This window comes from Sporosarcina sp. FSL K6-1508, assembly GCF_038007465.1.
In the GTDB taxonomy this organism is placed as follows: domain Bacteria; phylum Bacillota; class Bacilli; order Bacillales_A; family Planococcaceae; genus Sporosarcina; species Sporosarcina psychrophila_B.
Window position 1 is genome coordinate 1,523,196 of the sequence record NZ_JBBOXF010000001.1, and the last position, 21,622, is coordinate 1,544,817.

The 21,622-nt window shown below is 41.8% G+C and carries 20 protein-coding genes; 18 read left to right on the plus strand and 2 right to left on the minus strand.

All coding sequences use genetic code 11. From position 1 onward, the window contains the following. Positions 1–15 precede the first annotated feature (15 nt). The 7 genes from ligA to MKZ11_RS07480 all read left to right on the plus strand — a co-directional run bounded on the left by ligA (position 16) and on the right by MKZ11_RS07480 (position 8,463). Positions 16–2,028 carry an NAD-dependent DNA ligase LigA gene (gene ligA, locus MKZ11_RS07450; protein WP_340793456.1) on the plus strand — a complete coding sequence of 671 codons (2,013 nt, stop codon included), beginning with the start codon at positions 16–18 and terminating at the stop codon, positions 2,026–2,028. A 5-nt stretch (positions 2,029–2,033) separates the two neighbouring features. Continuing rightward, entirely contained in the window at positions 2,034–3,161 is a 1,128-nt protein-coding gene (locus MKZ11_RS07455) for a CamS family sex pheromone protein (RefSeq protein WP_340793459.1), read from the plus strand. Beyond that, complete coding sequence (gatC, locus tag MKZ11_RS07460) at positions 3,151–3,519, plus strand: Asp-tRNA(Asn)/Glu-tRNA(Gln) amidotransferase subunit GatC (RefSeq protein ID WP_340793462.1); 369 nt, start codon at positions 3,151–3,153, stop codon at positions 3,517–3,519. The genes MKZ11_RS07455 and gatC overlap by 11 nt, the downstream gene beginning before the upstream one ends. Positions 3,520–3,544: 25 nt before the next feature. Continuing rightward, positions 3,545–5,008: an Asp-tRNA(Asn)/Glu-tRNA(Gln) amidotransferase subunit GatA gene (gene gatA, locus MKZ11_RS07465; RefSeq protein ID WP_340793465.1), complete on the plus strand. Its 1,464-nt coding sequence runs from the start codon at positions 3,545–3,547 to the stop codon at positions 5,006–5,008. Positions 5,009–5,010: 2 nt separating this feature from the next. After that, on the plus strand, positions 5,011–6,441 hold the full coding sequence (gene gatB / locus MKZ11_RS07470; protein ID WP_340793467.1) for an Asp-tRNA(Asn)/Glu-tRNA(Gln) amidotransferase subunit GatB: 1,431 nt from the start codon (positions 5,011–5,013) through the stop codon (positions 6,439–6,441). 390 nt (positions 6,442–6,831) lie between these two features. Next, positions 6,832–7,401, plus strand: a complete 570-nt coding sequence (locus MKZ11_RS07475; protein ID WP_340793468.1) for a thioredoxin family protein — start codon at positions 6,832–6,834, stop codon at positions 7,399–7,401. 123 nt (positions 7,402–7,524) lie between these two features. Further along, on the plus strand, positions 7,525–8,463 hold the full coding sequence (locus tag MKZ11_RS07480; protein WP_340793470.1) for a diacylglycerol kinase: 939 nt from the start codon (positions 7,525–7,527) through the stop codon (positions 8,461–8,463). A 297-nt stretch (positions 8,464–8,760) separates the two neighbouring features. Here MKZ11_RS07480 and MKZ11_RS07485 read toward each other — a convergent pair whose 3' ends face one another. Next, the gene (locus MKZ11_RS07485; RefSeq protein ID WP_340793471.1) at positions 8,761–9,189 is read right to left on the minus strand and encodes an NUDIX hydrolase; all 429 of its coding nucleotides are present in this window, start codon (positions 9,187–9,189) and stop codon (positions 8,761–8,763) included. Positions 9,190–9,471: 282 nt separating this feature from the next. On the opposite strand from MKZ11_RS07485, the gene MKZ11_RS07490 reads away from it, so the two are divergent. The 3 genes from MKZ11_RS07490 to cydS are packed head-to-tail and all read left to right on the plus strand — an operon-like array spanning position 9,472 to position 11,974. After that, the gene (locus MKZ11_RS07490; RefSeq protein ID WP_340793472.1) at positions 9,472–10,818 is read left to right on the plus strand and encodes a cytochrome ubiquinol oxidase subunit I; all 1,347 of its coding nucleotides are present in this window, start codon (positions 9,472–9,474) and stop codon (positions 10,816–10,818) included. After that, a complete protein-coding gene (locus tag MKZ11_RS07495; protein WP_340793473.1) occupies positions 10,815–11,840 on the plus strand; it encodes a cytochrome d ubiquinol oxidase subunit II in 1,026 nt (341 codons plus the stop codon). The genes MKZ11_RS07490 and MKZ11_RS07495 overlap by 4 nt, the downstream gene beginning before the upstream one ends. 14 nt (positions 11,841–11,854) lie before the next feature. After that, positions 11,855–11,974, plus strand: coding sequence for a cytochrome bd oxidase small subunit CydS (gene cydS, locus MKZ11_RS25035; RefSeq protein WP_445326981.1), 120 nt, complete (start codon positions 11,855–11,857; stop codon positions 11,972–11,974). A 413-nt stretch (positions 11,975–12,387) separates the two neighbouring features. On the opposite strand, the gene MKZ11_RS07500 is transcribed toward cydS, so the two are convergent. Then, complete coding sequence (locus MKZ11_RS07500; protein ID WP_340793475.1) at positions 12,388–12,714, minus strand: hypothetical protein; 327 nt, start codon at positions 12,712–12,714, stop codon at positions 12,388–12,390. Between the two features lie 141 nt (positions 12,715–12,855). On the opposite strand from MKZ11_RS07500, the gene rlmD reads away from it, so the two are divergent. From rlmD to MKZ11_RS07540, 8 genes are all read left to right on the plus strand, one after another. Next, positions 12,856–14,220 carry a 23S rRNA (uracil(1939)-C(5))-methyltransferase RlmD gene (gene rlmD / locus MKZ11_RS07505; RefSeq protein WP_340793477.1) on the plus strand — a complete coding sequence of 455 codons (1,365 nt, stop codon included), beginning with the start codon at positions 12,856–12,858 and terminating at the stop codon, positions 14,218–14,220. Positions 14,221–14,367: 147 nt separating this feature from the next. Beyond that, on the plus strand, positions 14,368–15,021 hold the full coding sequence (locus MKZ11_RS07510; RefSeq protein WP_340793479.1) for a M48 family metallopeptidase: 654 nt from the start codon (positions 14,368–14,370) through the stop codon (positions 15,019–15,021). Positions 15,022–15,297: 276 nt separating this feature from the next. Next, positions 15,298–15,714, plus strand: coding sequence for a GNAT family N-acetyltransferase (locus MKZ11_RS07515; RefSeq protein ID WP_340793481.1), 417 nt, complete (start codon positions 15,298–15,300; stop codon positions 15,712–15,714). Positions 15,715–16,054: 340 nt separating this feature from the next. Beyond that, complete coding sequence (locus MKZ11_RS07520) at positions 16,055–16,630, plus strand: LysE family translocator (protein ID WP_340793483.1); 576 nt, start codon at positions 16,055–16,057, stop codon at positions 16,628–16,630. 25 nt (positions 16,631–16,655) lie between these two features. After that, positions 16,656–17,432: an AraC family transcriptional regulator gene (locus tag MKZ11_RS07525; protein ID WP_340793485.1), complete on the plus strand. Its 777-nt coding sequence runs from the start codon at positions 16,656–16,658 to the stop codon at positions 17,430–17,432. 105 nt (positions 17,433–17,537) lie between these two features. Then, complete coding sequence (locus MKZ11_RS07530; protein ID WP_340793487.1) at positions 17,538–18,482, plus strand: MBL fold metallo-hydrolase; 945 nt, start codon at positions 17,538–17,540, stop codon at positions 18,480–18,482. A 75-nt stretch (positions 18,483–18,557) separates the two neighbouring features. Continuing rightward, positions 18,558–18,935 (plus strand): hotdog domain-containing protein, encoded by a 378-nt coding sequence (locus tag MKZ11_RS07535; RefSeq protein ID WP_340793489.1) that lies wholly within the window; start codon positions 18,558–18,560, stop codon positions 18,933–18,935. A 1,684-nt stretch (positions 18,936–20,619) separates the two neighbouring features. Next, positions 20,620–21,585 carry an alpha/beta hydrolase gene (locus tag MKZ11_RS07540; RefSeq protein WP_340793491.1) on the plus strand — a complete coding sequence of 322 codons (966 nt, stop codon included), beginning with the start codon at positions 20,620–20,622 and terminating at the stop codon, positions 21,583–21,585. Positions 21,586–21,622 lie beyond the last annotated feature (37 nt).

The window sequence follows — 21,622 nt, forward strand, 5'->3', positions numbered from 1 at the left end:
AGGAGAGAAAAATCGATGGATCGAGTAGGACTCGAAAAACGAGTAGAAGAATTGAATAGCCTGCTTCATGAGTATGGACATGCTTATTATGTGCTCGATAAACCGCTCACTTCTGATGCTGTCTATGACAAATATATGCAGGAATTGTTGGCGATTGAAGCGGAAAATCCTGATCTCATATATCCCGATTCTCCTTCGCAGCGAGTCGGCGGCGAAATCTTGAAAGGATTCGGGAAAGTCATCCATGAGTTTCCGATGCTTAGCCTTTCAAATGCATTCAACGAAGAGGATTTGAGAGAATTTGACAAGCGTGTGAAGGCAGCGGCTGGACACGGTGTTTCATATATTTGTGAACTGAAAATTGATGGGCTTGCAATCTCGCTCAGATATATCGATGGAAAGTTTGTACAAGGGTCGACGCGCGGAGATGGAACGGTCGGGGAAGATATCACGGCAGGTTTGAAAACAATCCGGTCGATTCCGCTTCGATTGAAAGAACCTGTATCGATTGAAGTGCGTGGCGAAGCCTATATGCCTAAGAAATCATTTGTGCAATTGAATGCCGCGCGCGACGAAGCAGGCGAAGAACCATTCGCCAATCCGCGAAATGCGGCAGCGGGTTCACTTCGCCAGCTTGACCCGAAAATAGCAGCAAGCCGGAACTTGGCAATATTTGTTTATGGAATCGGCGGCGATGGAAGCGCCTATGGACAAGACAGTCATTCGGATTCCCTAAATCATCTCGCTGCGCTGGGATTTGAAACGAACAAGGAACGTAAGAAATGTGAAACAATCGATGAAGTGATTGATTATGTTGGGAAATGGGGGGAAAGCCGCTCTGATCTTGACTATGAAATCGATGGGATTGTTGTGAAGGTCGATAACTTTGAGGACCAGGAACAGCTTGGTTACACAGCGAAAAGTCCGAAATGGGCGACTGCCTATAAGTTTCCGGCAGAGGAAGTCATAACAACGTTGCTGGATATCGAACTAAGTGTTGGCAGAACAGGCGTAGTCACCCCGACAGCCATACTTGAACCAGTACTTGTTGCGGGATCAACAGTAGGACGAGCTTCTTTGCATAATGAAGACCTTATTAAAGAGAAGGATGTCCGAATCGGTGACACAGTTATCATTCGAAAAGCAGGAGACATTATTCCTGAAGTAGTCGCTCCGATTGTGGAAAAACGTACAGGGGATGAAATGCCTTTTGAAATGCCGGAAAACTGTCCGGTATGTGATTCAGAACTGATCCGAATTGAAGAAGAAGTGGCAATTCGGTGTGTCAATCCGCAATGTCCTGCACAAATGAAAGAAGCGATCATTCACTTTGTTTCACGGGGCGCGATGAATATCGAAGGAATCGGCGAACGGGTAGTTGACCAATTATACAGGGCTGATCTTGTCCATGATGTTTCAGATTTGTATACCCTGACAAAGGAGCAATTACTGGAACTCGAGCGTATGGGTGAGAAGTCAGTCTCAAATCTGCTTTCTGCGATTGAAACGTCAAAAGAAAATTCCCTGGAAAAAATGCTATTTGGACTAGGCATCCGTCATGTTGGTGAAAAAGCAGCGGCAATTCTTGCGGAGGAATTCGGAACACTCTCCGATTTAATGGCTGCTAATGCTGAGCGTCTTATAACCATCCATGAAATCGGTGACAAGGTAGCCGATTCAATCACGACCTATTTCAGCAATGAAAAGGTTCTTGAAGTGCTCCAGAAGTTGGAGTCTTATGGAGTGAATACAACCTATAAAGGACGCAGGAGGCAAGATATCCCTGCAGATGGGCTTTTTTCAGGCAAGACTGTTGTTCTGACAGGAAAACTGTCTATTTTGACCCGCGGGGAAGCAAAAGAAAAAATCGAAGCATTCGGCGGGAAAGTGAGCGGCAGCGTAAGTAAAAAGACTGATCTTGTAATAGCGGGTGAAGATGCTGGCTCGAAATTGGCAAAAGCTGAGGAGCTTGAAATTACTGTGTGGAATGAAGCAGAGTTAATTGAAGCACTTAGCGAAAAGGAGTAATTATTATGAAAAGACTAGGTATACTACCCGGACTTGCAGTCATTCTGCTACTCGGAGGGTGTCTTCCTTCATTCGGAACAGAAAAAGAGGAAGTTATTCAAGAGAATGAAGAAAGCATTGAAGAAACTGTCATGATACCGAATATTCAATTGAAAGATGAATTTTACAAGACGCTTATACCCTTCAAGAAAAGTGCCAGCCGTGGTCTTATCGTCAGCAAGATGAATACCAAATACGATATACAGGAAGCAGAAGAAGGTCTATTGCGCCTCTCAAATCAGCACTTTGATACTAAAAATCATTTCTTCCAAGAAGGGCAACATATTGACAAAGAGACTGCCAGTTCATGGTTGTCAAGAAGTTCGGCTGATGAAGCAGGTTTGAATCCGCCTATCAAGGAAGGTATGAGTGAAGAAACTGCCTCGGAAGAAGCGCCGAATTATCTGGCACATATTGTCGAACAGAACTTCCTTGTTATGACGGATGAAAAAAAACTCCGTCTTGCCGGTATTTCGGTCGGTCTAGCACTCAATTCAATCAGCTATTCAAGAAGTGGAAAAGAGACAGAGATAACGGATAAGGTAATCGAACAGCAAGGCATGAAAATGGCAGAAGAAGTCGTTCGACGTTTGCGTACACAGGAAGGGCTATCAGATATCCCGATTGTTGTCGGACTGTTTAAACAAGAAAGCCGCAACTCGATCGTTCCAGGGACATACTTTGCGACAGCTGTTGCTGGAAAAGGCCAATCGGCACCGACAGGTTGGAAAAAAGTTAATGAGAAATACGTAGTATTCCCGGCGTCTTCAAGTAATGGGGAATATAGGGATATGAATGATAAGTTTGCTAGCTTCAAACAGGACATTGATGCATATTTCCCTAGTTTTGTTAACGTAATTGGTACAGGATTTTATAAAGACGGCAACTTAAAATCGCTAAAAATAGAAGTTCCAATCCAATTTTTTGGTACAAGTGAAACGATTGGCTTTACGCAATATTTGACAGACCTCGTTATCACCTATTTCCCAAATGTCCATACTGAAGTGAGTATAACGTCTGTCAACGGCCCAGAAGCCTTAATTGTGAATGAAGCTGGGGACGCCAAGCCATACGTTCATATTTATGGCTATTGATCATCATAACTTTTCAACATTATGGGAAGATGATATGATTAACCGTACAATTCAAAGAGGAGGAGAAACGATGACACAATTGACGATAGATGAAGTGAAACGTCACGCGGGCCTTGCAAGGATTGCGCTGTCTGACGCTGAAGCGGAAATGTATGCCGGGCAGCTCGGAGACATGATCGAATTTGCCAATAAACTGCAAGAAGTGGACACTGAGCAGGTTGCTCCCATGACACATCCACTGCCGCTTTATAATGTATTGCGCAAGGATATCCCAACAGACGCACTTGACAGGGAAGAGATGTTGAATAGTGTGAAAGAACATGAAGCGGGACAAATCAAAGTGCCGACTATCCTTTGATGAATGGATTTAAGGAGGAAAAACAATGACACTATTTAAAAAGACGGCAACAGAACTTCAGTCGCTATTACATAATCGGGAAGTATCTGTCAAAGAATTGACGGAAGAATCACTAACCCGTATTGCAAAAATAGATGGACAGGTACAAGCTTTTCTGTCGACGAATGAAGATTGGGCACTTGCTAAAGCAGAAGAATTGGACAAACTGCCAATGGACGGACGCGGTCCGCTTTTCGGTTTACCAATCGGCTTAAAAGATAACATCGTCACAAAAGGGATTGTTACAACAGCCGGAAGTAAGATGCTCGAAGATTTCGTTCCAGTCTATGATGCAACTGTCGTTGATAAAATCAACGAAGCTGGGCTCGTAACAATCGGAAAATTGAACATGGACGAATTTGCCATGGGATCTACGACAGAGAGATCTGCATTCAAAACAACACATAATCCTTGGAATCTTGAATACGTCCCAGGTGGCTCATCAGGCGGTTCTGCGGCAGCAGTGGCAGCTGGAGAGGTGGCATTCTCTCTTGGTTCTGACACAGGCGGCTCCGTTCGTCAACCTGCAGCATTTTGTGGCGTCGTGGGTATGAAGCCGACATACGGCCGTGTATCACGCTCTGGACTTGTAGCATTCGCATCATCATTAGACCAAATTGGCCCGATCACGCGCAATGTTGAAGACAATGCATTATTGCTTAGTGCAATTACTGGCCTAGATGCAAAGGATTCATCCACGTCACCGCAGGCAGTTCCTGATTTCAGAGCTGCGCTAACTGGTGATATCAAAGGCTTGAAAATCGGTGTTCCGACAGAGTATCTAGGCGAAGGAGTATCTGCAGAAGCGAAAACCGCAGTGATGGAAGCGCTAAAAGTACTTGAATCACTTGGCGCTGAGTGGGAAGAAGTTTCACTTCCACATTCGAAATATGCATCTCCCGTGTACTATGTTATTTCGTCATCTGAAGCATCATCGAACCTGGCTCGCTTTGACGGTATTCGTTATGGCTACCGTGCCGAGGGTGTCAAAAATCTTGAAGAACTTTACGCAAGATCACGTTCTGAAGCTTTTGGCGACGAAGTGAAAAAACGTATTTTGTTCGGTATGTATGCACTAGGTGCAGCCCATCATGAGGATTTATATGTAAAATCACAAAAGGTACGTACGCTAATTGCACAAGACTTTGCAACCCTTTTTGAAAAATATGATGTAATCATCGGCCCTTCTTCCGCGACGACAGCTTATAAAATTGGCGAGAAAATTCACGATCCGTTGACGTTATATGCAAATGATGTGTTAACAGTTCCCATTAACCTAGCAGGTGTACCGGCAATTTCAGTTCCATGCGGTTATTCGGATGGACTTCCGCTGGGACTCCAAATCATTGGGAAACATTATGATGAGGCGACATTGTATAAAGTGGCGCATGCTTATGAACAAGCGACCGATTTCCATACACAAACTCCGGTCACATGGGAGGGGAAATAATAATGAACTTTGAAACAGTAGTCGGACTTGAAGTCCACGTAGAACTTAAAACCGATTCAAAAATCATGTCACCGGCCCATGCTCACTTCGGCGCGGAACCGAATATGAATATCCACGTAATCGACTTGGCTTACCCAGGTGTGTTACCGGTGATGAACGAACGTGCGGTTGATTTTGGTATGAAAGCGGCAATGGCACTTAACTGTGAAATCGCGCCGATCACTAACTTCGATCGCAAGCATTATTTCTATCCGGATAATCCGAAAGCGTATCAAATTTCCCAAGATGACCGTCCAATCGGAGCAAACGGTTGGGTCGAAATAGAAGTTGACGGCAAGAAGAAAAAAATTCGCATTGAACGCGTCCACCTTGAGGAAGATGCCGGGAAATTGACACATTCCGATGAAGGTCACTCACTTGTCGACTTGAACAGACAAGGGACGCCACTTATTGAAATTGTGACAGAAGCAGATGTACGTTCTCCAGAAGAAGCGTATGCGTTTCTTGAAAAGTTGAAAGCAATTATTCAATACACAGGTGTTTCCGATGTCCGCATGGAAGAGGGGTCACTCCGATGTGATGCGAATATTTCTATCCGTCCATTCGGGCAGGAAGAGTTCGGCACGAAAACGGAATTGAAAAACTTGAACTCATTCAACTTTGTCCGCAGAGGAATCGCGTATGAAGTGGGACGTCAAGAAGAAGTGTTGTTAGCGGGTGGAAAAATTGATCAGGAAACACGTCGTTATGATGAAGCAACAGGTAAAACACTTCTAATGCGTGTGAAAGGTCCAGCGAACGATTATCGTTTTATTCCTGAACCTGACTTGACAGACATTCATATCGACGAAGCATGGATGGAACGGGTTCGCGCTGAAATCCCTGAACTTCCCGATGCTCGTAAGGAACGTTATATAAATGACCTTGACCTTCCTGCTTATGATGCAATGGTTTTGACATTGACAAAAGATATGTCCGATTTCTTTGAAGCAACTGTTGCGGCTGAAGCGGATGCAAAGCTTGCATCGAACTGGCTGATGGGTGAAGTTTCGGCTTATCTAAATGCAGAGTCGAAAGAACTTGATGCGACAGCACTAACGCCTGAAGGACTTGCAAGTATGATCAAGCTCATTACTGATGGTACGATTTCATCAAAAATCGCAAAAAAAGTGTTCAAAGAATTGATTGAAAACGGAGGAAATGCTGTAGATATCGTCAAAGAAAAAGGACTTGTCCAAATTTCTGATGAAGGCACGCTCCGTACAATCGTCACTGAAACATTAGATGCAAACGAACAATCGATCGAAGACTATAAAAACGGGAAAGAACGTGCAGTCGGCTTCCTCGTCGGTCAAATTATGAAAGCGACGAAAGGGCAAGCAAATCCGCCACTCGTCAATAAAATCCTTCTCGAGGAAATCGCGAAGAGATAAAAAAGGAGACGCTCTGTCAAAGACTGCACCAAGTCTCATGACAGGGCGTCTTTTTCTAATAAAGATAAGAAAATATGTTTTTTTCAACCTGGAGCAGTGTCTAGCTCCAGCGCCAAGCCCCTCAGGTCATAAGCAATCCAACTAGGAAGGATTGAACTGCATCCTTCCCTGGCAAAGAGCCCACGTCGTGCCTGCAAGGATGCAGTTATGCAGTGGGGAGGGATTGAACTTCATCCCTCCTTGTTGCGACAGGACGTCGCGAACTTAGACTGCCTTCCTTTATCGACTTATGCCTGTCGGGTCTACCAAGGCGCTTGCGCTTTTCTAATCTCGTAATTTGATTCGCGGGTAAGGACGACGTACAATTAAATAAAAGGAGTGTGGATGATTTTGAAAACAGAAAAAGACTATTTTGATGAAGCCATTTCACTCGAACAGTATATGGACAAGATGGAAAAGCATAAGGAAGAAAGCTTCCGTATTTATGAGCAATTTGAAGTGCCGGCAGACGATGAATTCATCGAACTGTTAAAAGAAAAGAAACCGGATATCCTGGTCATTACGGAAGATTGGTGCGGAGATGCAATGATGAACAATCCGATTCTCCGACGGATTGCCGAAGCTGCGAATCTTGACGTGCGTACTGCATACCGTGATGCGGATACGGATTTGATCGATAAACATCTGACTAACGGCGGCCGATCAATTCCAGTTTATTTATTGCTTAACGAAAAAGGGGAAGTTGAAGCGAAATGGGGGCCGCGTGCAGCCGTTATCCAAGAATACGTTTTGGAGCTGCGCAAAGACTTGCCGGCGGCAGATTCACCAGACTACAAAGAAAAACAAAAGGAATTCATTGAACGGATTACCGCAGAGTATACATCTAAGCCTGAACATTGGCTGACAGTGTACGATGATATCCGTAAAACCTTCCTTCCGGTATTGCAAAAACAAGCGTAATTATTAATTAGAGCTGTTCTATGAAGTACATGCAACCAACGAAGCTACGGGTACGTCCTATCATTGGAACAATTTGGATGACCAACACAAAAAACATATGTACGAATAGAGAGGGAATTCCGGATGAAACGTGCACGAATTATTTACAATCCGACGTCGGGACGCGAAGCATTCCGCAAACACCTGGGTGAAGTTCTTGAAAAACTTGAACAAGCGGGTTACGAAACATCTTGTCATGCGACAACGTGTGAGGGAGATGCAACAAAAGCGGCTAAATATGCTGTAGAATCGGATTTTGACTTAATAATTGCAGCAGGCGGGGATGGCACATTGAATGAAGTCATTGCGGGCGTTAGTCCCTTTGAGAAGCGTCCTAAAGTCGGGCTCATTCCCACGGGAACAACGAACGACTTTGCACGTGCGCTGCGCATTCCCCGGGATATTAATGAGGCAGTGGATATTATTATCCGTGGAGAAACAATACCAGTCGATGTCGGCATAATGAACGGCCGCCATTTCATAAATATTGCAGGCGGCGGCAGATTAACCGAGTTGACATATGATGTGCCAAGCAGGTTGAAGACAGTGCTTGGCCAGCTTGCATATTATTTAAAAGGCATCGAGATGTTGCCGTCTATTCATTCCACTCATGTCAAGATTGAATACGACGGAGAAGTATTTGAAGATGAAGCGATGATGTTCCTTGTCGGCTTGACAAATTCAGTCGGTGGTTTTGAAAAGCTGGCGCCTGATTCGAGTATTAACGATGGAAAATTCACATTGCTTATCCTGAAAAAATGTAATATCGCAGAATTCATACGTGTTGTTTCGCTTGCTCTTAGAGGAGAGCATCTTGATGATCCGCTTGTCATTTCCACTAAAGCAGAAAAAATTACAGTGACATCAACTGAAAAGGTCCTTCTGAATCTAGACGGGGAATACGGCGGCGTATTGCCGGCAGTGTTTGAAAACCTTTACAGGCATATTGAAATGTTTGTTCCTACGGATGAGTTGCGGAAAGAGGATCGGATAGATCTGCTGGATTCTCCGCAAGAACAGTAATCAGTAGTTAGGGTTAAGTATTTAACAGATTGGATAAAATGAGGTGCAGGGTTGTCAAAAGTGGACATCCCTGCACCTTATTTTTTATAAGGAAACTATAAGTTTTTGAACCTGGAGCAGTGTCTAGCTCCAGCGCCCAGCCCCTCGGGTCTACCAAGGCGCTTGCGCTTTTCTTAAATGTCTAGCTCCAGCGCCTAGCACCTCGAGTCGCTTCAGTCCTTAAGTTAAAGGCAAAGACCGCCTTTTACTTAAGGCCTTTCAGCGCTTTTCGGGTCTATCAAGGCGCTTGCGCTTTTCTTAAATGAATTCAATTGCCTGATCTTGATCGGCAGCAAGTTCCGGCAGCTTGTCGATAGGGATCCAACGATGGCAGAAAGTCATACCGTCGTCCTTGCCACCTCCCTTTACGCGGTAATCCCATCCTGCATGTACTTCGCCGATGAACGTAAGGTGGAAAATATTTCTTTCGTATATGACATTCTTATGTTCAGGAAAATAATTTGTTTTATTGACTTTCCCTTTTAACACCAACTCATCTCTGTTAATGCCTGTTTCTTCTTCGATTTCCCGATATAATGCATCTATCAGAAGCTCGTCCTCTTCAATTGATCCCCCGGGCACTTGCAAACCGGCTTCAGGAAAGTCTTTTTGCTCGAACACAAGGATTTCACGTTCGGCATCTTCCCCTTTTGTAATATAAGCCAATACTTTTCTTTTCAGTTCCATTGTGTTCACCTCACATTAGTTCACTTATGATACACAATATTCAGAACGATCGCAAGTGAACCTCGCGTTAATATTCACACATAGTTCATGTAAATCATTTAAAATCATAACTAATGAGTGGTATATCGGGTATACAATAGAATCATGATGTATTTGAAAGGGCGTGGCACCAGTGTATAAAGTACATGAAAAACGTCTAATATGGCTTGCATTCATTATTGCAGGAATTATGCTGTTATCGATCATCGGTAGAATTTTCGGAAGCTGAAGGGGGATATACAGATGGGAAATGAAGAAGCAGTCTTTTTTTCACGAGTTTTGACAGAAACAACCTTATCTTTCCACATTATTTACGCAACAATCGGTGTAGGCGTTCCACTTATGATTATGATCGCTCAATGGGTAGGCATAAAGAAAAATGACGAACACTATATTTTACTTGCACGACGCTGGGCGAGAGGTTTTATCATTACAGTTGCTGTTGGTGTTGTAACAGGAACAGCAATCGGTTTGCAATTATCATTATTATGGCCTAATTTCATGGAGCTCGCCGGAAATGTTATTGCACTTCCGTTATTCATGGAAACGTTCGCATTCTTTTTCGAAGCAATATTCCTAGGTATTTACTTATATACATGGGATCGTTTTGAAAATCAGAAGAAACATTTCCTATTACTCATTCCGGTTGCAATCGGAGCATCCTTTTCGGCGGTATTCATTACAATGGTTAACGCGTTCATGAACGCCCCACGTGGTTTCGATATCGCTAACGGTGAACTTATTAACGTCAATCCGCTCCTTGCGATGTTCAATCCTGCAATGCCGACGAAAGTGGCGCACGTTGTCGTCACGGCATATATGACGGCCGCGTTTGTACTTGCAGCAATTGCAGCATTCCGTCTACTGAAAGGATCGAATCACGAATACCATAAAAAAGCACTCTATCTTACGATGAAAGTCGGTCTTGTGTTTGCAATTGCTGCGGCGATTATCGGGGACTTCTCGGGAAAATACTTGGCCGAGTACCAACCTGAAAAACTGGCTGCCGCAGAATGGCATCTAGAGACAAGTGAAAATGCACCTTTGATTATGTACGGCATACTTGCAGATGGAGAAGTGAAGTACGCCATAAAAATACCATATGCATTGTCATTTCTTGCACACAGCAGTTTTACTCAGGAAGTGACCGGTCTGGATCAATTTCCGGAGGATGAGGTACCACCTTTGTATATCCATTACCTATTCGACATCATGGTAACGATAGGAATGTGGATGACCCTTCTTGCTGCAGTGTTCTGGTTCGGCATGAAGCGGGGCTGGAAGATGGTTTCTACCAAATGGTTCCGCTGGCTAATCGTACTTGGCGGACCCCTTTCGATAATAGCGATTGAGGCAGGCTGGTGGCTTGCTGAAGTCGGAAGGCAGCCGTGGATACTGAGAGGTCTCATGAGAACGCAGGACGCAGCAACAACGAGCGGACATGTTGACACGATGCTTGTCCTATTCTGCCTGCTGTACCTTGTGCTTGGAGTCGGCAGTGTCGTTGTACTAAGAAAAATGTTCCGCAACAATCCAGTTGAACGTGAAATTGAAGACCGTGATTCGGAGAAAGGCGGGGACGTCCTATGACACTCGAAATAATCGGCATAACCGTTTTATGGACTTTCCTGTTCGGTTATATACTTATCGGGGCCATTGACTTCGGTGCAGGTTTCTTCAATGCATACAGCACACTCACTGGTAGTCAGCGTATTTTGACTAACATTATCCAACGTTATTTATCACCTGTTTGGGAAGTGACGAACGTTTTCCTAGTGTTCTTCTTTGTCGGAGTCATTGGGTTCTTTCCAAAAACTGCATTTTATTATGGAACAACGCTATTAGTGCCCGTCAGCATAGGGATTATCTTGCTGGCAATCCGCGGTTCCTATTATGCGTTTGAGACGTATGGAGCGCGTGGACATAAAGGTTATTCTTTCATGTATGGTCTTGCTGGAATACTCATTCCCGCTTCGCTATCCATTGTTCTCACAATTTCAGAAGGCGGCTTTATCGACATGGTGGGCGGTAATCCTGTCCTCGATTACTGGGAGCTGTTCACCAGTCCGTTGACATGGTCCATTGTTGTTCTGAGTATCGCCGCAACGCTTTATATATCAGCTGTATTCCTGACCTGGTATGCGAATAAAGCCCGGGATATGGAGGCGACGAACCTACTTCGGAAGTATGCGCTTATCTGGGCGCTGCCGACGATTATCACGGCAGGGGGCATCATATTCGAACTCAGGAATCACAATCCAGAACATTACAGCAGCATCCAGAATTTCTGGCCGATGTTCCTTATTTCATTCATCATGTTCATCGGAACGGTTTGGCTAATTTGGAAACGTCGTAATTATGGATTGGCATTCTTACTGTTAGTAGGGCAATTCGCCTTCGCTTTCTTTGGTTATGGCGCGTCCCATTATCCGTATTTGCTTTACCCGTACTTGACGATTTACGACAGCTTCACGAACCCGGCCATGGCCATCTCACTCATTGTTGTGTTCATCATGGGACTTGGACTGCTGATTCCGTCATTGTATTTACTCATGCGTCTATTCCTGTTCGATAAAGATTATGTCCGCGGAAAAGGCGACTACCACGCTTAAGGGAGGAACAGCACATGACTCACTTTCTAATGTTTTACGCACCCTTCATCGTCCTCATCGGGGGACTCGTCGCTGCGTTCGTCATCGCACCGATGGACGGGGCAGTCAAGAAGCAGATTGAAAACGAAAAGTAAAAAAGAGCAGACGTCGATTGTGGCGTCTGTTTTTTTGTAGGGTATATTGTTTGAAATACAATGATGACCGATTGTGTAAGTTGGCGGAGTGACCATATCCATGTGGTGACTGATCATAAGAGTTAGGAGAGTGATCGTAACCCTGTTGTGACCGCTCGTATAAGTTGGAAGAGCGCTCGTACCAAGCGTCGACCGCTCATATAAGCTAGAAGCGCGCCCGTATCCATGCGCCGCCCGCTCATATAAGCTAGTGGAGCGCTCGTATCCACGAGCCGACCGCTTATATAAGTTAGGAAAGCGCCCGTATCTACACCGACCGCTCATATAAGTTAGAAGAGCGCCCGTATCCACGAGTTGACCGCTCATATAAGTTAGGAAAGCGCCCGTATCTACATGTCGCCCGCTCATATAAGTTAGCCAAGCGATCCTATCCACGCCGACCACTCATATAAGTTAGAAGCGCGCCCGTATCCATGCGCCGACCGCTCATATAAGTTAGAGGAGCGCCCGTATCCATGTGCCGACTGCTCATATAAGTTAGAAGAGCGCTCGTATCCACGAGCCGACCGCTTATATAAGTTAGGAAAGCGCCCGTATCTACACCGACCGCTCATATAAGTTAGAAGAGCGCCCCTATCCACGAGTCGACCGCTCATATAGGTTAGAAGAGCGCCCGTATCCACGAATCGACCGCTCATATAAGTTAGAGGAGCGCCCGTATCCACGCGTCGACCGCTCATATAACTCCCACAAGTGACTAAACCAAATACGCTCTCATACCAAAAAGTTCACTTATTCACTAACAGATGCCATCTCAGCATCTGTTATTTCACCCTCAGCGTGGTAAACTAGAGACATCAGAAATTTGGAGGAAAAAAATAATGTCTTTTAGTGTAAATAGAAATGATAAATTGAATGTTTTTATAGAGGATTTAACGCATGATGGTTCAGGTGTAGCGAAAGTGGAGGGCTATCCGCTCTTCATTCCAGGTGCGTTGCCAGGCGAAGAAGTTGACATCCAAGTAGGTAAAACGCTGAAAAATTATGGTTTCGCGCGGCTGTTAAATATAACAAAAGCATCACCTGACCGTGTAAAACCGCCTTGTCATGTGTTCTCAGAATGCGGTGGATGCCAAATGCAACACTTGTCATATGAAGGACAACTCGTACAAAAACGTAAAACAGTTCGTGACGTTATAGACCGCATTGGAAAATTACCGCACGTGCCTGTCCATCCAGTAAAAGGAATGGACGACCCTTGGCGCTACCGCAATAAATCGCAAATACCTTTCAGTGAGCGGGACGGCAAAGTCGTTTCCGGCTTTTACAAATCCCGTACACATCACATTGTAGACACAGACGTCTGTATCATCCAAAGTCATGAGGCAGATGATCTGATGGCCATGTTGAAATATGAATTGCATGCACTTGGCATAGATGCCTATGATGAAAAAACTCACTTAGGCTTGCTTCGGCACTTAATTGTCCGTAAAGGGCGTACCTCAGGTGAAATTATGGTTGTTTTAGTCACGCGTAAAAAGAAATTTACGCAGAAAGATGCAGCCATAGAGCTTATCAAACGTGTCATTCCAAATGTAACCTCCATTATGCAAAACTTTAATACCGAGAGAACGAACGTTATCTTCGGCGAAGAAACAGTTTTACTCTACGGTAAACCGGTCATTGTCGATTCAATTGGCAATATCGACTTTGAAATATCTGCACGTTCTTTCTATCAAGTGAATCCGGAACAAACCGAAGTTCTTTACGGACAGGCATTAGAATACGCACAGTTGACAGGAAACGAATCCGTCATTGATGCGTATTGCGGTATCGGTACAATCTCATTGTTCATTGCTCAAAAAGCGAAAGAAGTATTTGGCGTTGAAATTGTGCCACAGGCAATCGAAGATGCAAAGCGCAATGCTGAATTAAATGACATCGATAACGCTTACTTCGAAGCAGGTCCTGCTGAAGTTGTTATTCCAAAATGGTATGCAGATGGCAAACGATTCGACGTATTGGTAGTTGATCCACCGCGTAAAGGCTGCGATGAAGAATTGTTGAAAACGATTTTGGAGTACAAGCCAAAACGTGTTGTTTACGTATCATGTAATCCTGGTACGCTTGCACGAGATTTACGCATACTTGAAGATGGCGGATATCGCACGCAGGAAATACAGCCTGTTGATATGTTCCCACACTCCTCGCACGTGGAATGCGTAGCCTGGTTAGAATTAGAATAAAAGAATAAATAAATCTGTTCGACGCTGTCCGTATCACCCTGTTAAAGTTTCTAAGAATGGGAAGAAAACAGAGGTAAGTTGAAAAAGAAGAAATGATTCTATTAAAAAACAAAGGTTGGAAATAAATGTGTAAAAACGATGCTAGTTATGAAAGTTGAAATTGAAGATAAAATAATAAAGTTTGATGTTCAATATGGAAATAGGAAGAAGCTATCCATTCATATAGATTCGTTTGGTTTCATAACTGTCAAAGCTCCCAAAGACACAAGTAAAGAAATGATTGTCAGTGCGATAGAGAGTAAAAGTAAAAGGATACTAGAGAAAATACATGAAATCGAAGTAGCTCGAGAAATCCCTAAGGCAAGAGAGTATCACGCCCAAGGGAAGTTCTTGTACCTTGGGAAAGAATGTTTTCTTCATGAATTAATAGATAGCAGTGAGTTAAATGAAGAGATACTTAAAAGAAATCTTAAAAAATTCTATATCAATAGCTGTAGGACGATTGTGGGAGAACGGATAAAAATATATCAAAAACAACTGAAAGTAAAGCCTAAAATCATTGAAATAGTAGAGTCTAAAGCTAAGTGGGGAAGTTGTAGTTCAGATAAAAAGTTAACTTTTAATTATCGGCTAGCCATGGCCCCAATTGAGGTTATCGATTATGTGATAATTCATGAACTTTGTCATATACATCATATGAATCATGATCGATCATTTTGGAGACGTGTTGGAAGTATTATGCCGGATTATAAAGAGAAGGAAGAGTATTTGGCAAGGCATGGTCAGTCAATGTCACTTTAAAAAAACGGTTACATTTTTCTCAAAATGTAACCGTTTTTTGTGTGTTCGAAAACTTAATTTCTCTAATATAGGTAGCTGGTTCTGCATTACGTAAGTACCGGAGATCTTTATATAGATGGGTGGATTAGCTTTATTGAGGAATGTACTAAATATTGAGTTTTTTTAATAATTACTGTATAGTAATACTAGAATGCTTGGAGGTCATATTTTTGTTACTTTACTTTTGATATGTATCATCTATCTAATAAGTTACTATAAATTAGGAGCTGATATATTATGATATACAAAAACTCACTCGATGGTATTTCTTCTGATATGTTAAAGGGCTTTTTTGTAGATTGGCCTAATCCGCCAAATCTACAAACTCACTTACTACTGTTAAAGAAAAGTAGTAAATCGATTATTGCGATGGATGATCTAACTAATCAAGTAGTTGGATTTATTACTGCGATAAGTGATGGAGTGCTATCTGCCTACATTCCATTTCTTGAGGTTTTACCAGAATACAAAAATAAAGGTATAGGCAAAGAATTAGTAAATCGGATGCTGAAAGAACTTGCTGACATCTATATGATTGATTTATGTTGTGACGATGACTTAGTTCCTTATTATGAAGTGTTTGGAATGACGAAGGCAAATGGTATGACTTTAAGGAACTATAGAATGCAATCTGGAAGTTTAAAAAATATATAAGCCAAAAACGCTTGGAAATTAATCCAATCACAATTTGTTAAAAGGTGCATCACTACCTTTCATTTTTATTGTTCACGCCACACACTCACAAGTTTAAGTGTATGGCGCAGTTGGAGTTTATTTGTATAACCCAGATGCCTGGTAATAATCCCATTCGGGTTTATTACCGGGCGTTTTTAATTACCTAAAAGAGGAACGTTATAATGGAAAACCGTATCAGCTATCTAAATTTGTAGAGTTAACTCCGAAGAAGCCTTATATAAGTCTGCAATAATATACTATATGCCGGGTAAATCTAAGATGTATAGTTGCATGAGAAGACCAGGAAAGGAGTTTCCTCATGAACATTACATCCTTTTTAATATACTGTTTTATTGTTACTGTTACACCAGGGCCTACTAATATTGACATATTATCCACAGTTAATAATCAGGGGACAAAAAGGGCAATGCAGTATACGTATGGAGCAACAATCGCTTTTGGTTTATTACTTGCTATATCAGCTATGTTGAATACAATGCTTATAACGGTAATCCCCAAAATTTTGATCGTTATGCAAATAATCGGGAGCGTTTATATGCTCTATCTGGCCTACCAAATTTACAAAATGAATACATCAAAACAAACCGTAAACCAGACTGGTACCTTTATGTCAGGCTTCCTCATGCAGTTTTTAAATCCAAAGGTAGTAACATTTACAATGACTGTATTCCCTAGCTTTATTTTGCCCTACTATACGGAAACGTTTGTGGTGACAATAAGTGTTATAGTTATAACACTTATTGGATTTATATCATTTAATATATGGGTTCTTTTCGGGACAATCTTCAAGAATTTTTTACAAAATCATAAAAAAGTTGTTAATGTAATAATGGCATTATTTTTAGTTTATGCTGCAATCATGATATGGATATAGGTAAGCTAATTTAGAGGTGAATTTAATGGATAAATTTCTCTATAAAAAATCGGCGGGTATTACTGCGTTGTCAGCAAGTCTTACTGACTTTATGTATAAAAAGCACTCCCATCAGGAGTATGCAATAGGTGTAACATTACGTGGTATTCAAGAGTATAACTTGGAAGGCAGTTTACAATTATCCTATCAAAATGGTGTTATGCTTTTTAATCCAGAACAGGCGCATGACGGAATGGCACATGATGAAGAAGGCCTTGATTATGTAATGCTGTATATTGAGCCCCAATTGCTTCTAGAAGTTATCGAAAAAAAGGATATAGTCCGTTTTTCAACACCCATTGTGTATGATAATAAAATTGAACAAAGAGTATTAAGTCTTTCTCATGCGATATTATGCGAAAAAGATGAGGCTTTGTGCAGTGAATTACTTTTATCTCTCACAGATAGCCTGATTCAAACTACTCTATCTACAGACTATAGAAAAGATAATGCTCTGATTCGAAAGGCAAAGGATATGCTCCACACCAACTTAGAAAATGTGCTGAAACTGGACGAGATATGTAAAGAGCTTAATTTATCGAAATTCCAGTTTATTAGATTGTTTAAGGCTCATACCGGAATTACACCATATCAGTACTTTCTTAACTGCAAAGTAGAACGTGCAAAGCAACTAATAGTAAAAAGTGGAGATATTTATTCGGCAGTAGCTGAATGTGGTTTTTTTGATTTAACCCATTTAAATAGACACTTTAAAGGCGTATATGGAACAACAGCATTTGAATATATGTCACATATGAATTGAAGAAAAGATTTTTGCATGAATTGTTTAGACATTGAGTATTAGGAGGAATAGCTTCTGAAAAAATCCAATATTATTTTCTTTGAAAGAAAATTTCCTAGTGCAAATATGATCCTTATTAAAGATCAGCTCCCAATCCTGATTGATACTGGTTTTGGGAGTGAAGCGAAGGATACAGAGCAATTAATTAAAGAGGTTGGCGTTTCACCAGAAGAATTACACCTTATTGTGAACACGCACTATCATAGTGACCATGTAGGAGGCAATTTTCATCTTCAAAAAAATTATGGTGTTAAGATTGCTGCTCATAAATGGGAAGCTGATTTAATAAACTCATGTGATCCTGAAGTATGTAGCGCAGAATGGCTTGATCAGCCTGTAGGACCTTATCGGGTCGATATAAAGCTCTCAGATAATGATGAGATTAGTACAGGAAGTAGAACTTTGAAAGTTTTACACACACCGGGGCACACGTTAGGGCATATTTCTTTATATGAACCTGAAGAAGAGATATTAATTTGCGGGGATCTCTTCCATAGAACTGATGTCGGATGGTTAAATATCTTTCGAGAGGGTGTTGGATCCATCCAACGATCTTTAGAAAGTCTGGATCAGTTGTCCAAGCTTAGGATTCAACAGGCCTATTCAGGACATGGACCTCAAATCGAGGATCCTTCGGCTGCCATTGATGCAGCGAGAGCGCGATTTGAAAAGTGGCTCAGTATGCCGGAAAAAGTTTCTTGGCATGCCTGCAAGAGGATTTTTTCATTCACATTAATTATTAAAAATGGATTGGCAAAAGAAGAAATCGATAACTATCTACTAAAGTGCGGTTGGTTTCAAGATTTTGCCCGCTACTCTTTTCAGCTTAGGCCAGAAGAATTTATTCAAATCCTACTCGATGAAATGATTCGTTCCGGTGCAGCAAGCTGGCACAATAATTATTTAATGGCTAGTGCCTCATACAAAGTACCTCAAGAGAAATGGATGAATAAAAACATAAAGCCGAAAGATTGGAAATCTCAATACTTTCTTACGAAGAAGGATAGTTGAATATTGTTATAAATTGTTTCAATATTCTAACCATGGTTACCTGTATAGTATAAAATCATCAGGAGGAAGATTTATATGCCGTTAAAAGTGGGAGATATAATTACGTTTGAACGGACTTTTACAGTAAGGGATGTTGAATTATTTATAGAGATTTCGGGTGATGAAGGGATTCATCATATGACCCCAGACGAACAGGGAAGACTTGTAGTTCAAGGGTTATTAACGGCAACTCTACCAACAAAAGTTGGTGGAGATTATAACGTACTAGCTCGTAATATGAATTTCGAGTTTTTAAGACCTGTGTTTACGGGAGATACAATAATTTGTGAAGTTGAAATCGAAAAATATGAAAGACAAGAAAATAATAGAACAGCTATTATTGCAACATTCTTATGTAGAAATCAGAATGAAAAAGAAGTATTAAAAGGGGATTTTTCAGGTGTGATTCTGTAAATTCTTTATCTATTCTTAAACTAAAAGCTACTTTAGTTCAAAAAGGGAGAGGGAAATACCAACAAATAAACAAAAAAACTAGAAAACTAGAAAACACTGAGATACTAATCAGTGTTTTTTTGCTTTGTACATTATGGTTTAGGACATAACATAAATCTGTTCACACTATCTACTTATCACAGGCGGAGTCTGTGGCTTGGTTATAGATTGTGGCGCTCAATAATGACAGAATTGTAATTCGGGGTGTGGATTGAAGGTCGCTTGGCGCTTTGGGGATGCCTCCCGCCATAAGCCTGGATTAGCGCTTCGCATCCAGTCTTACGGCTTCGGCGACCCCTTTGCCGCGCCTGCGCTAGGGCGTTCATTAGTGAGGGAAATTTAATTTTGAGATGTATATGCCGAGATTATAAGGTGATTACTGGTTGATACTATATAAATTGAAATAAAGAATTCCACTGAACCGCTACGGCGCTAGGGGATGCCTCCCGCCATAAGCCAAGCAGCTTCGCCGCCAGTCTTATGGCTTCGGCTACCCCTGTTAAGGCGCCTTCACTCAGTTTATAAACCGGATTCAGTGTTTCAACATATATAATTATATTCAAGAAAGACGTACTCTAGGTTGCAAATTTCATCACAGCTAGTGAAATGAGCTTTCTCAAATAGACTATCCAGCAAAGGCGCGACTTCGTGGTAGCCGGAGCGATAAGACTGAAAGTGTTCTCCTTTCCGGCTTATCGCGGGAGGCATCCACAAAGCACCGAAGCGATATTAGCGGGATATTTAATTCATTACTCCTGTATTGGGAAATTCGTTGATCACATTCAATCGATTTATGTTACTCCAGATTGTAGGTCCACCCCCGAAAACGAAATGCGCTTTCACATAGACCATCCAGCGAAGGCTCGACTTTCTGGCTTATCGCGGGAGGCATCCACAAAGCGTCGAAGCGGGATTAGCAGGAATTCTAATTCATTCATCATGTATTGAGACATGCATTGATCACGTTCAATCTATTTATGGCACTCCAGGTTGTAGGTCCCCTCCCCGATAACGAAACGAGCTTTCTCAAATAGACTATCCAGCGAAGGCGCGACTTCGTGGTAGCCGGAGCGATAAGACTGAAAGTGCTCTCCTTTCCGGCTTATCGCGGGAGGCATCCACAAAGCGCCGAAGCGTTATTAGCAGGATTTCTAATTCTATCCTCGTGTATTGGGACATTCGTTGTCACATCCGCTCGATTTATGGCACGCCAGGTTGTAGGTTTCATCCCCGATACCGAAATGCGCTTTCTCACATTAACCACCATCCAGCGCAGACGCGTCTTCGTGGTAGCCGGAGCGATATTAGCAGGATTTCTAATTCATTCCTCATGTATTGGAACATTCGTTGATCAAGATCGATCGATTTATGGCACGCCTGGTTGTAGGTCTCATCCCCGCTAATGAAATGCGCTTTCTCACATAATCCTTCCACAAAGCGTCGAAGCGGTATTGGCGAGAATTCCAATTCATTCCGAGTATTGAGGCTTTTTTAGTGGCTTTCCAAAAGCCCTTGTAAAGTGTATATGCCGTCTTCATTTGTTCAACGTAGTATTGGTGAAATTACCTTCAATGAATATTCTTTACTTTCTGTAAGTAATGTGGTAATTATGGTATTATTCCTTTGTGTAGAAAGGGGAAAATAGATGAAAACCGAAAAGTTCATTAAGACTACATTAGAGGTAGTTGGTTTTCCATTTACTATTGCAAACATATATTTTAATGAAAAAAATAAGTTGAGTGAAATAGGTGATCTAGTAAAAGTAAAAGATAGGGTAGTGCATACGATTGTTTCCGAATGTGAAGAAGCTACCTGTACAGTAATATTAGATGCAGGGTTAGGTTGCTGCTCAATTGATTGGTACTATATTCAACCCCAATTATCAAAACTCTGTAAGGTAATCTCATTTGATAGAGCAGGCTATGGTTGGAGTTCTGCAACAGATAAACCATACACAAGCGAAGACGTTGTTAATGATTTATCGGAAATCCTGAAAAAACTTCAAATAAAGCCACCCTATATCTTAGTAGGACATTCCTTTGGAGGGCTAAATATGCGATTATTTGCTAGTAAATATCCAGATGAAGTAACATCGTTAATCTTAATTGATTCTGTTCATGAAAATAGATATTTGAGTGGTGAATGGGGCACCGTTCGAAGAAAAATACAACGGAAAAGTCTGAGGTTATTCAAGTTTGGTTATTTGACTAGTGGTTTGGGGCTTCCAAAGTTATTAAAACAACCTGTTGGAAGAAGGCAGCTTCCTGAACCGTATCAGAAGTATATTAAGTATATAGGATACCATCCAAACTCCTATGAAGCTGTTTATAAGGAATTTCTATACAGCGAACAATCTGCTAAGCAACTAATTAATGCCACACCACTGAATTCTGAATTAGCAGTAACTATTATAAGTTCGAATAATACAGACCCAACGTGGGTTGAACAACAAAAACTACTTAGTAATCTGACAAATAATACATTTCAAATCAAAACTACCACTAATCACTCAATACATTTAGAGAACCCAGAATTAATAATAGATACGATTAGCAGAGCTGTAAAACAATTGGATGATGGTATGTCAACTGTTCTATTCGCAAACGAGTAAACGGTATCAGGTTTCTTTCACTTAGGAGAAGGGGGAA

Coding starts and splice junctions, on each gene's coding strand:
- MKZ11_RS07525 (WP_340793485.1), top strand. CDS start 16,656: ATGGATAAATTTCTCTATAAAAAATCGGCGGGTATTACTGCGTTGTCA.
- MKZ11_RS07485 (WP_340793471.1), bottom strand. CDS start 9,189: ATGGAACTGAAAAGAAAAGTATTGGCTTATATTACAAAAGGGGAAGAT.
- gatA (WP_340793465.1), top strand. CDS start 3,545: ATGACACTATTTAAAAAGACGGCAACAGAACTTCAGTCGCTATTACAT.
- MKZ11_RS07540 (WP_340793491.1), top strand. CDS start 20,620: ATGAAAACCGAAAAGTTCATTAAGACTACATTAGAGGTAGTTGGTTTT.
- gatB (WP_340793467.1), top strand. CDS start 5,011: ATGAACTTTGAAACAGTAGTCGGACTTGAAGTCCACGTAGAACTTAAA.
- MKZ11_RS07480 (WP_340793470.1), top strand. CDS start 7,525: ATGAAACGTGCACGAATTATTTACAATCCGACGTCGGGACGCGAAGCA.
- MKZ11_RS07535 (WP_340793489.1), top strand. CDS start 18,558: ATGCCGTTAAAAGTGGGAGATATAATTACGTTTGAACGGACTTTTACA.
- MKZ11_RS07530 (WP_340793487.1), top strand. CDS start 17,538: ATGATCCTTATTAAAGATCAGCTCCCAATCCTGATTGATACTGGTTTT.
- MKZ11_RS07515 (WP_340793481.1), top strand. CDS start 15,298: ATGATATACAAAAACTCACTCGATGGTATTTCTTCTGATATGTTAAAG.
- rlmD (WP_340793477.1), top strand. CDS start 12,856: ATGTCTTTTAGTGTAAATAGAAATGATAAATTGAATGTTTTTATAGAG.
- MKZ11_RS07455 (WP_340793459.1), top strand. CDS start 2,034: ATGAAAAGACTAGGTATACTACCCGGACTTGCAGTCATTCTGCTACTC.
- MKZ11_RS07520 (WP_340793483.1), top strand. CDS start 16,055: ATGAACATTACATCCTTTTTAATATACTGTTTTATTGTTACTGTTACA.
- MKZ11_RS07500 (WP_340793475.1), bottom strand. CDS start 12,714: ATGAGCGGTCGACGCGTGGATACGGGCGCTCCTCTAACTTATATGAGC.
- cydS (WP_445326981.1), top strand. CDS start 11,855: ATGACTCACTTTCTAATGTTTTACGCACCCTTCATCGTCCTCATCGGG.
- ligA (WP_340793456.1), top strand. CDS start 16: ATGGATCGAGTAGGACTCGAAAAACGAGTAGAAGAATTGAATAGCCTG.
- MKZ11_RS07490 (WP_340793472.1), top strand. CDS start 9,472: ATGGGAAATGAAGAAGCAGTCTTTTTTTCACGAGTTTTGACAGAAACA.
- MKZ11_RS07510 (WP_340793479.1), top strand. CDS start 14,368: ATGAAAGTTGAAATTGAAGATAAAATAATAAAGTTTGATGTTCAATAT.
- gatC (WP_340793462.1), top strand. CDS start 3,151: ATGGCTATTGATCATCATAACTTTTCAACATTATGGGAAGATGATATG.
- MKZ11_RS07495 (WP_340793473.1), top strand. CDS start 10,815: ATGACACTCGAAATAATCGGCATAACCGTTTTATGGACTTTCCTGTTC.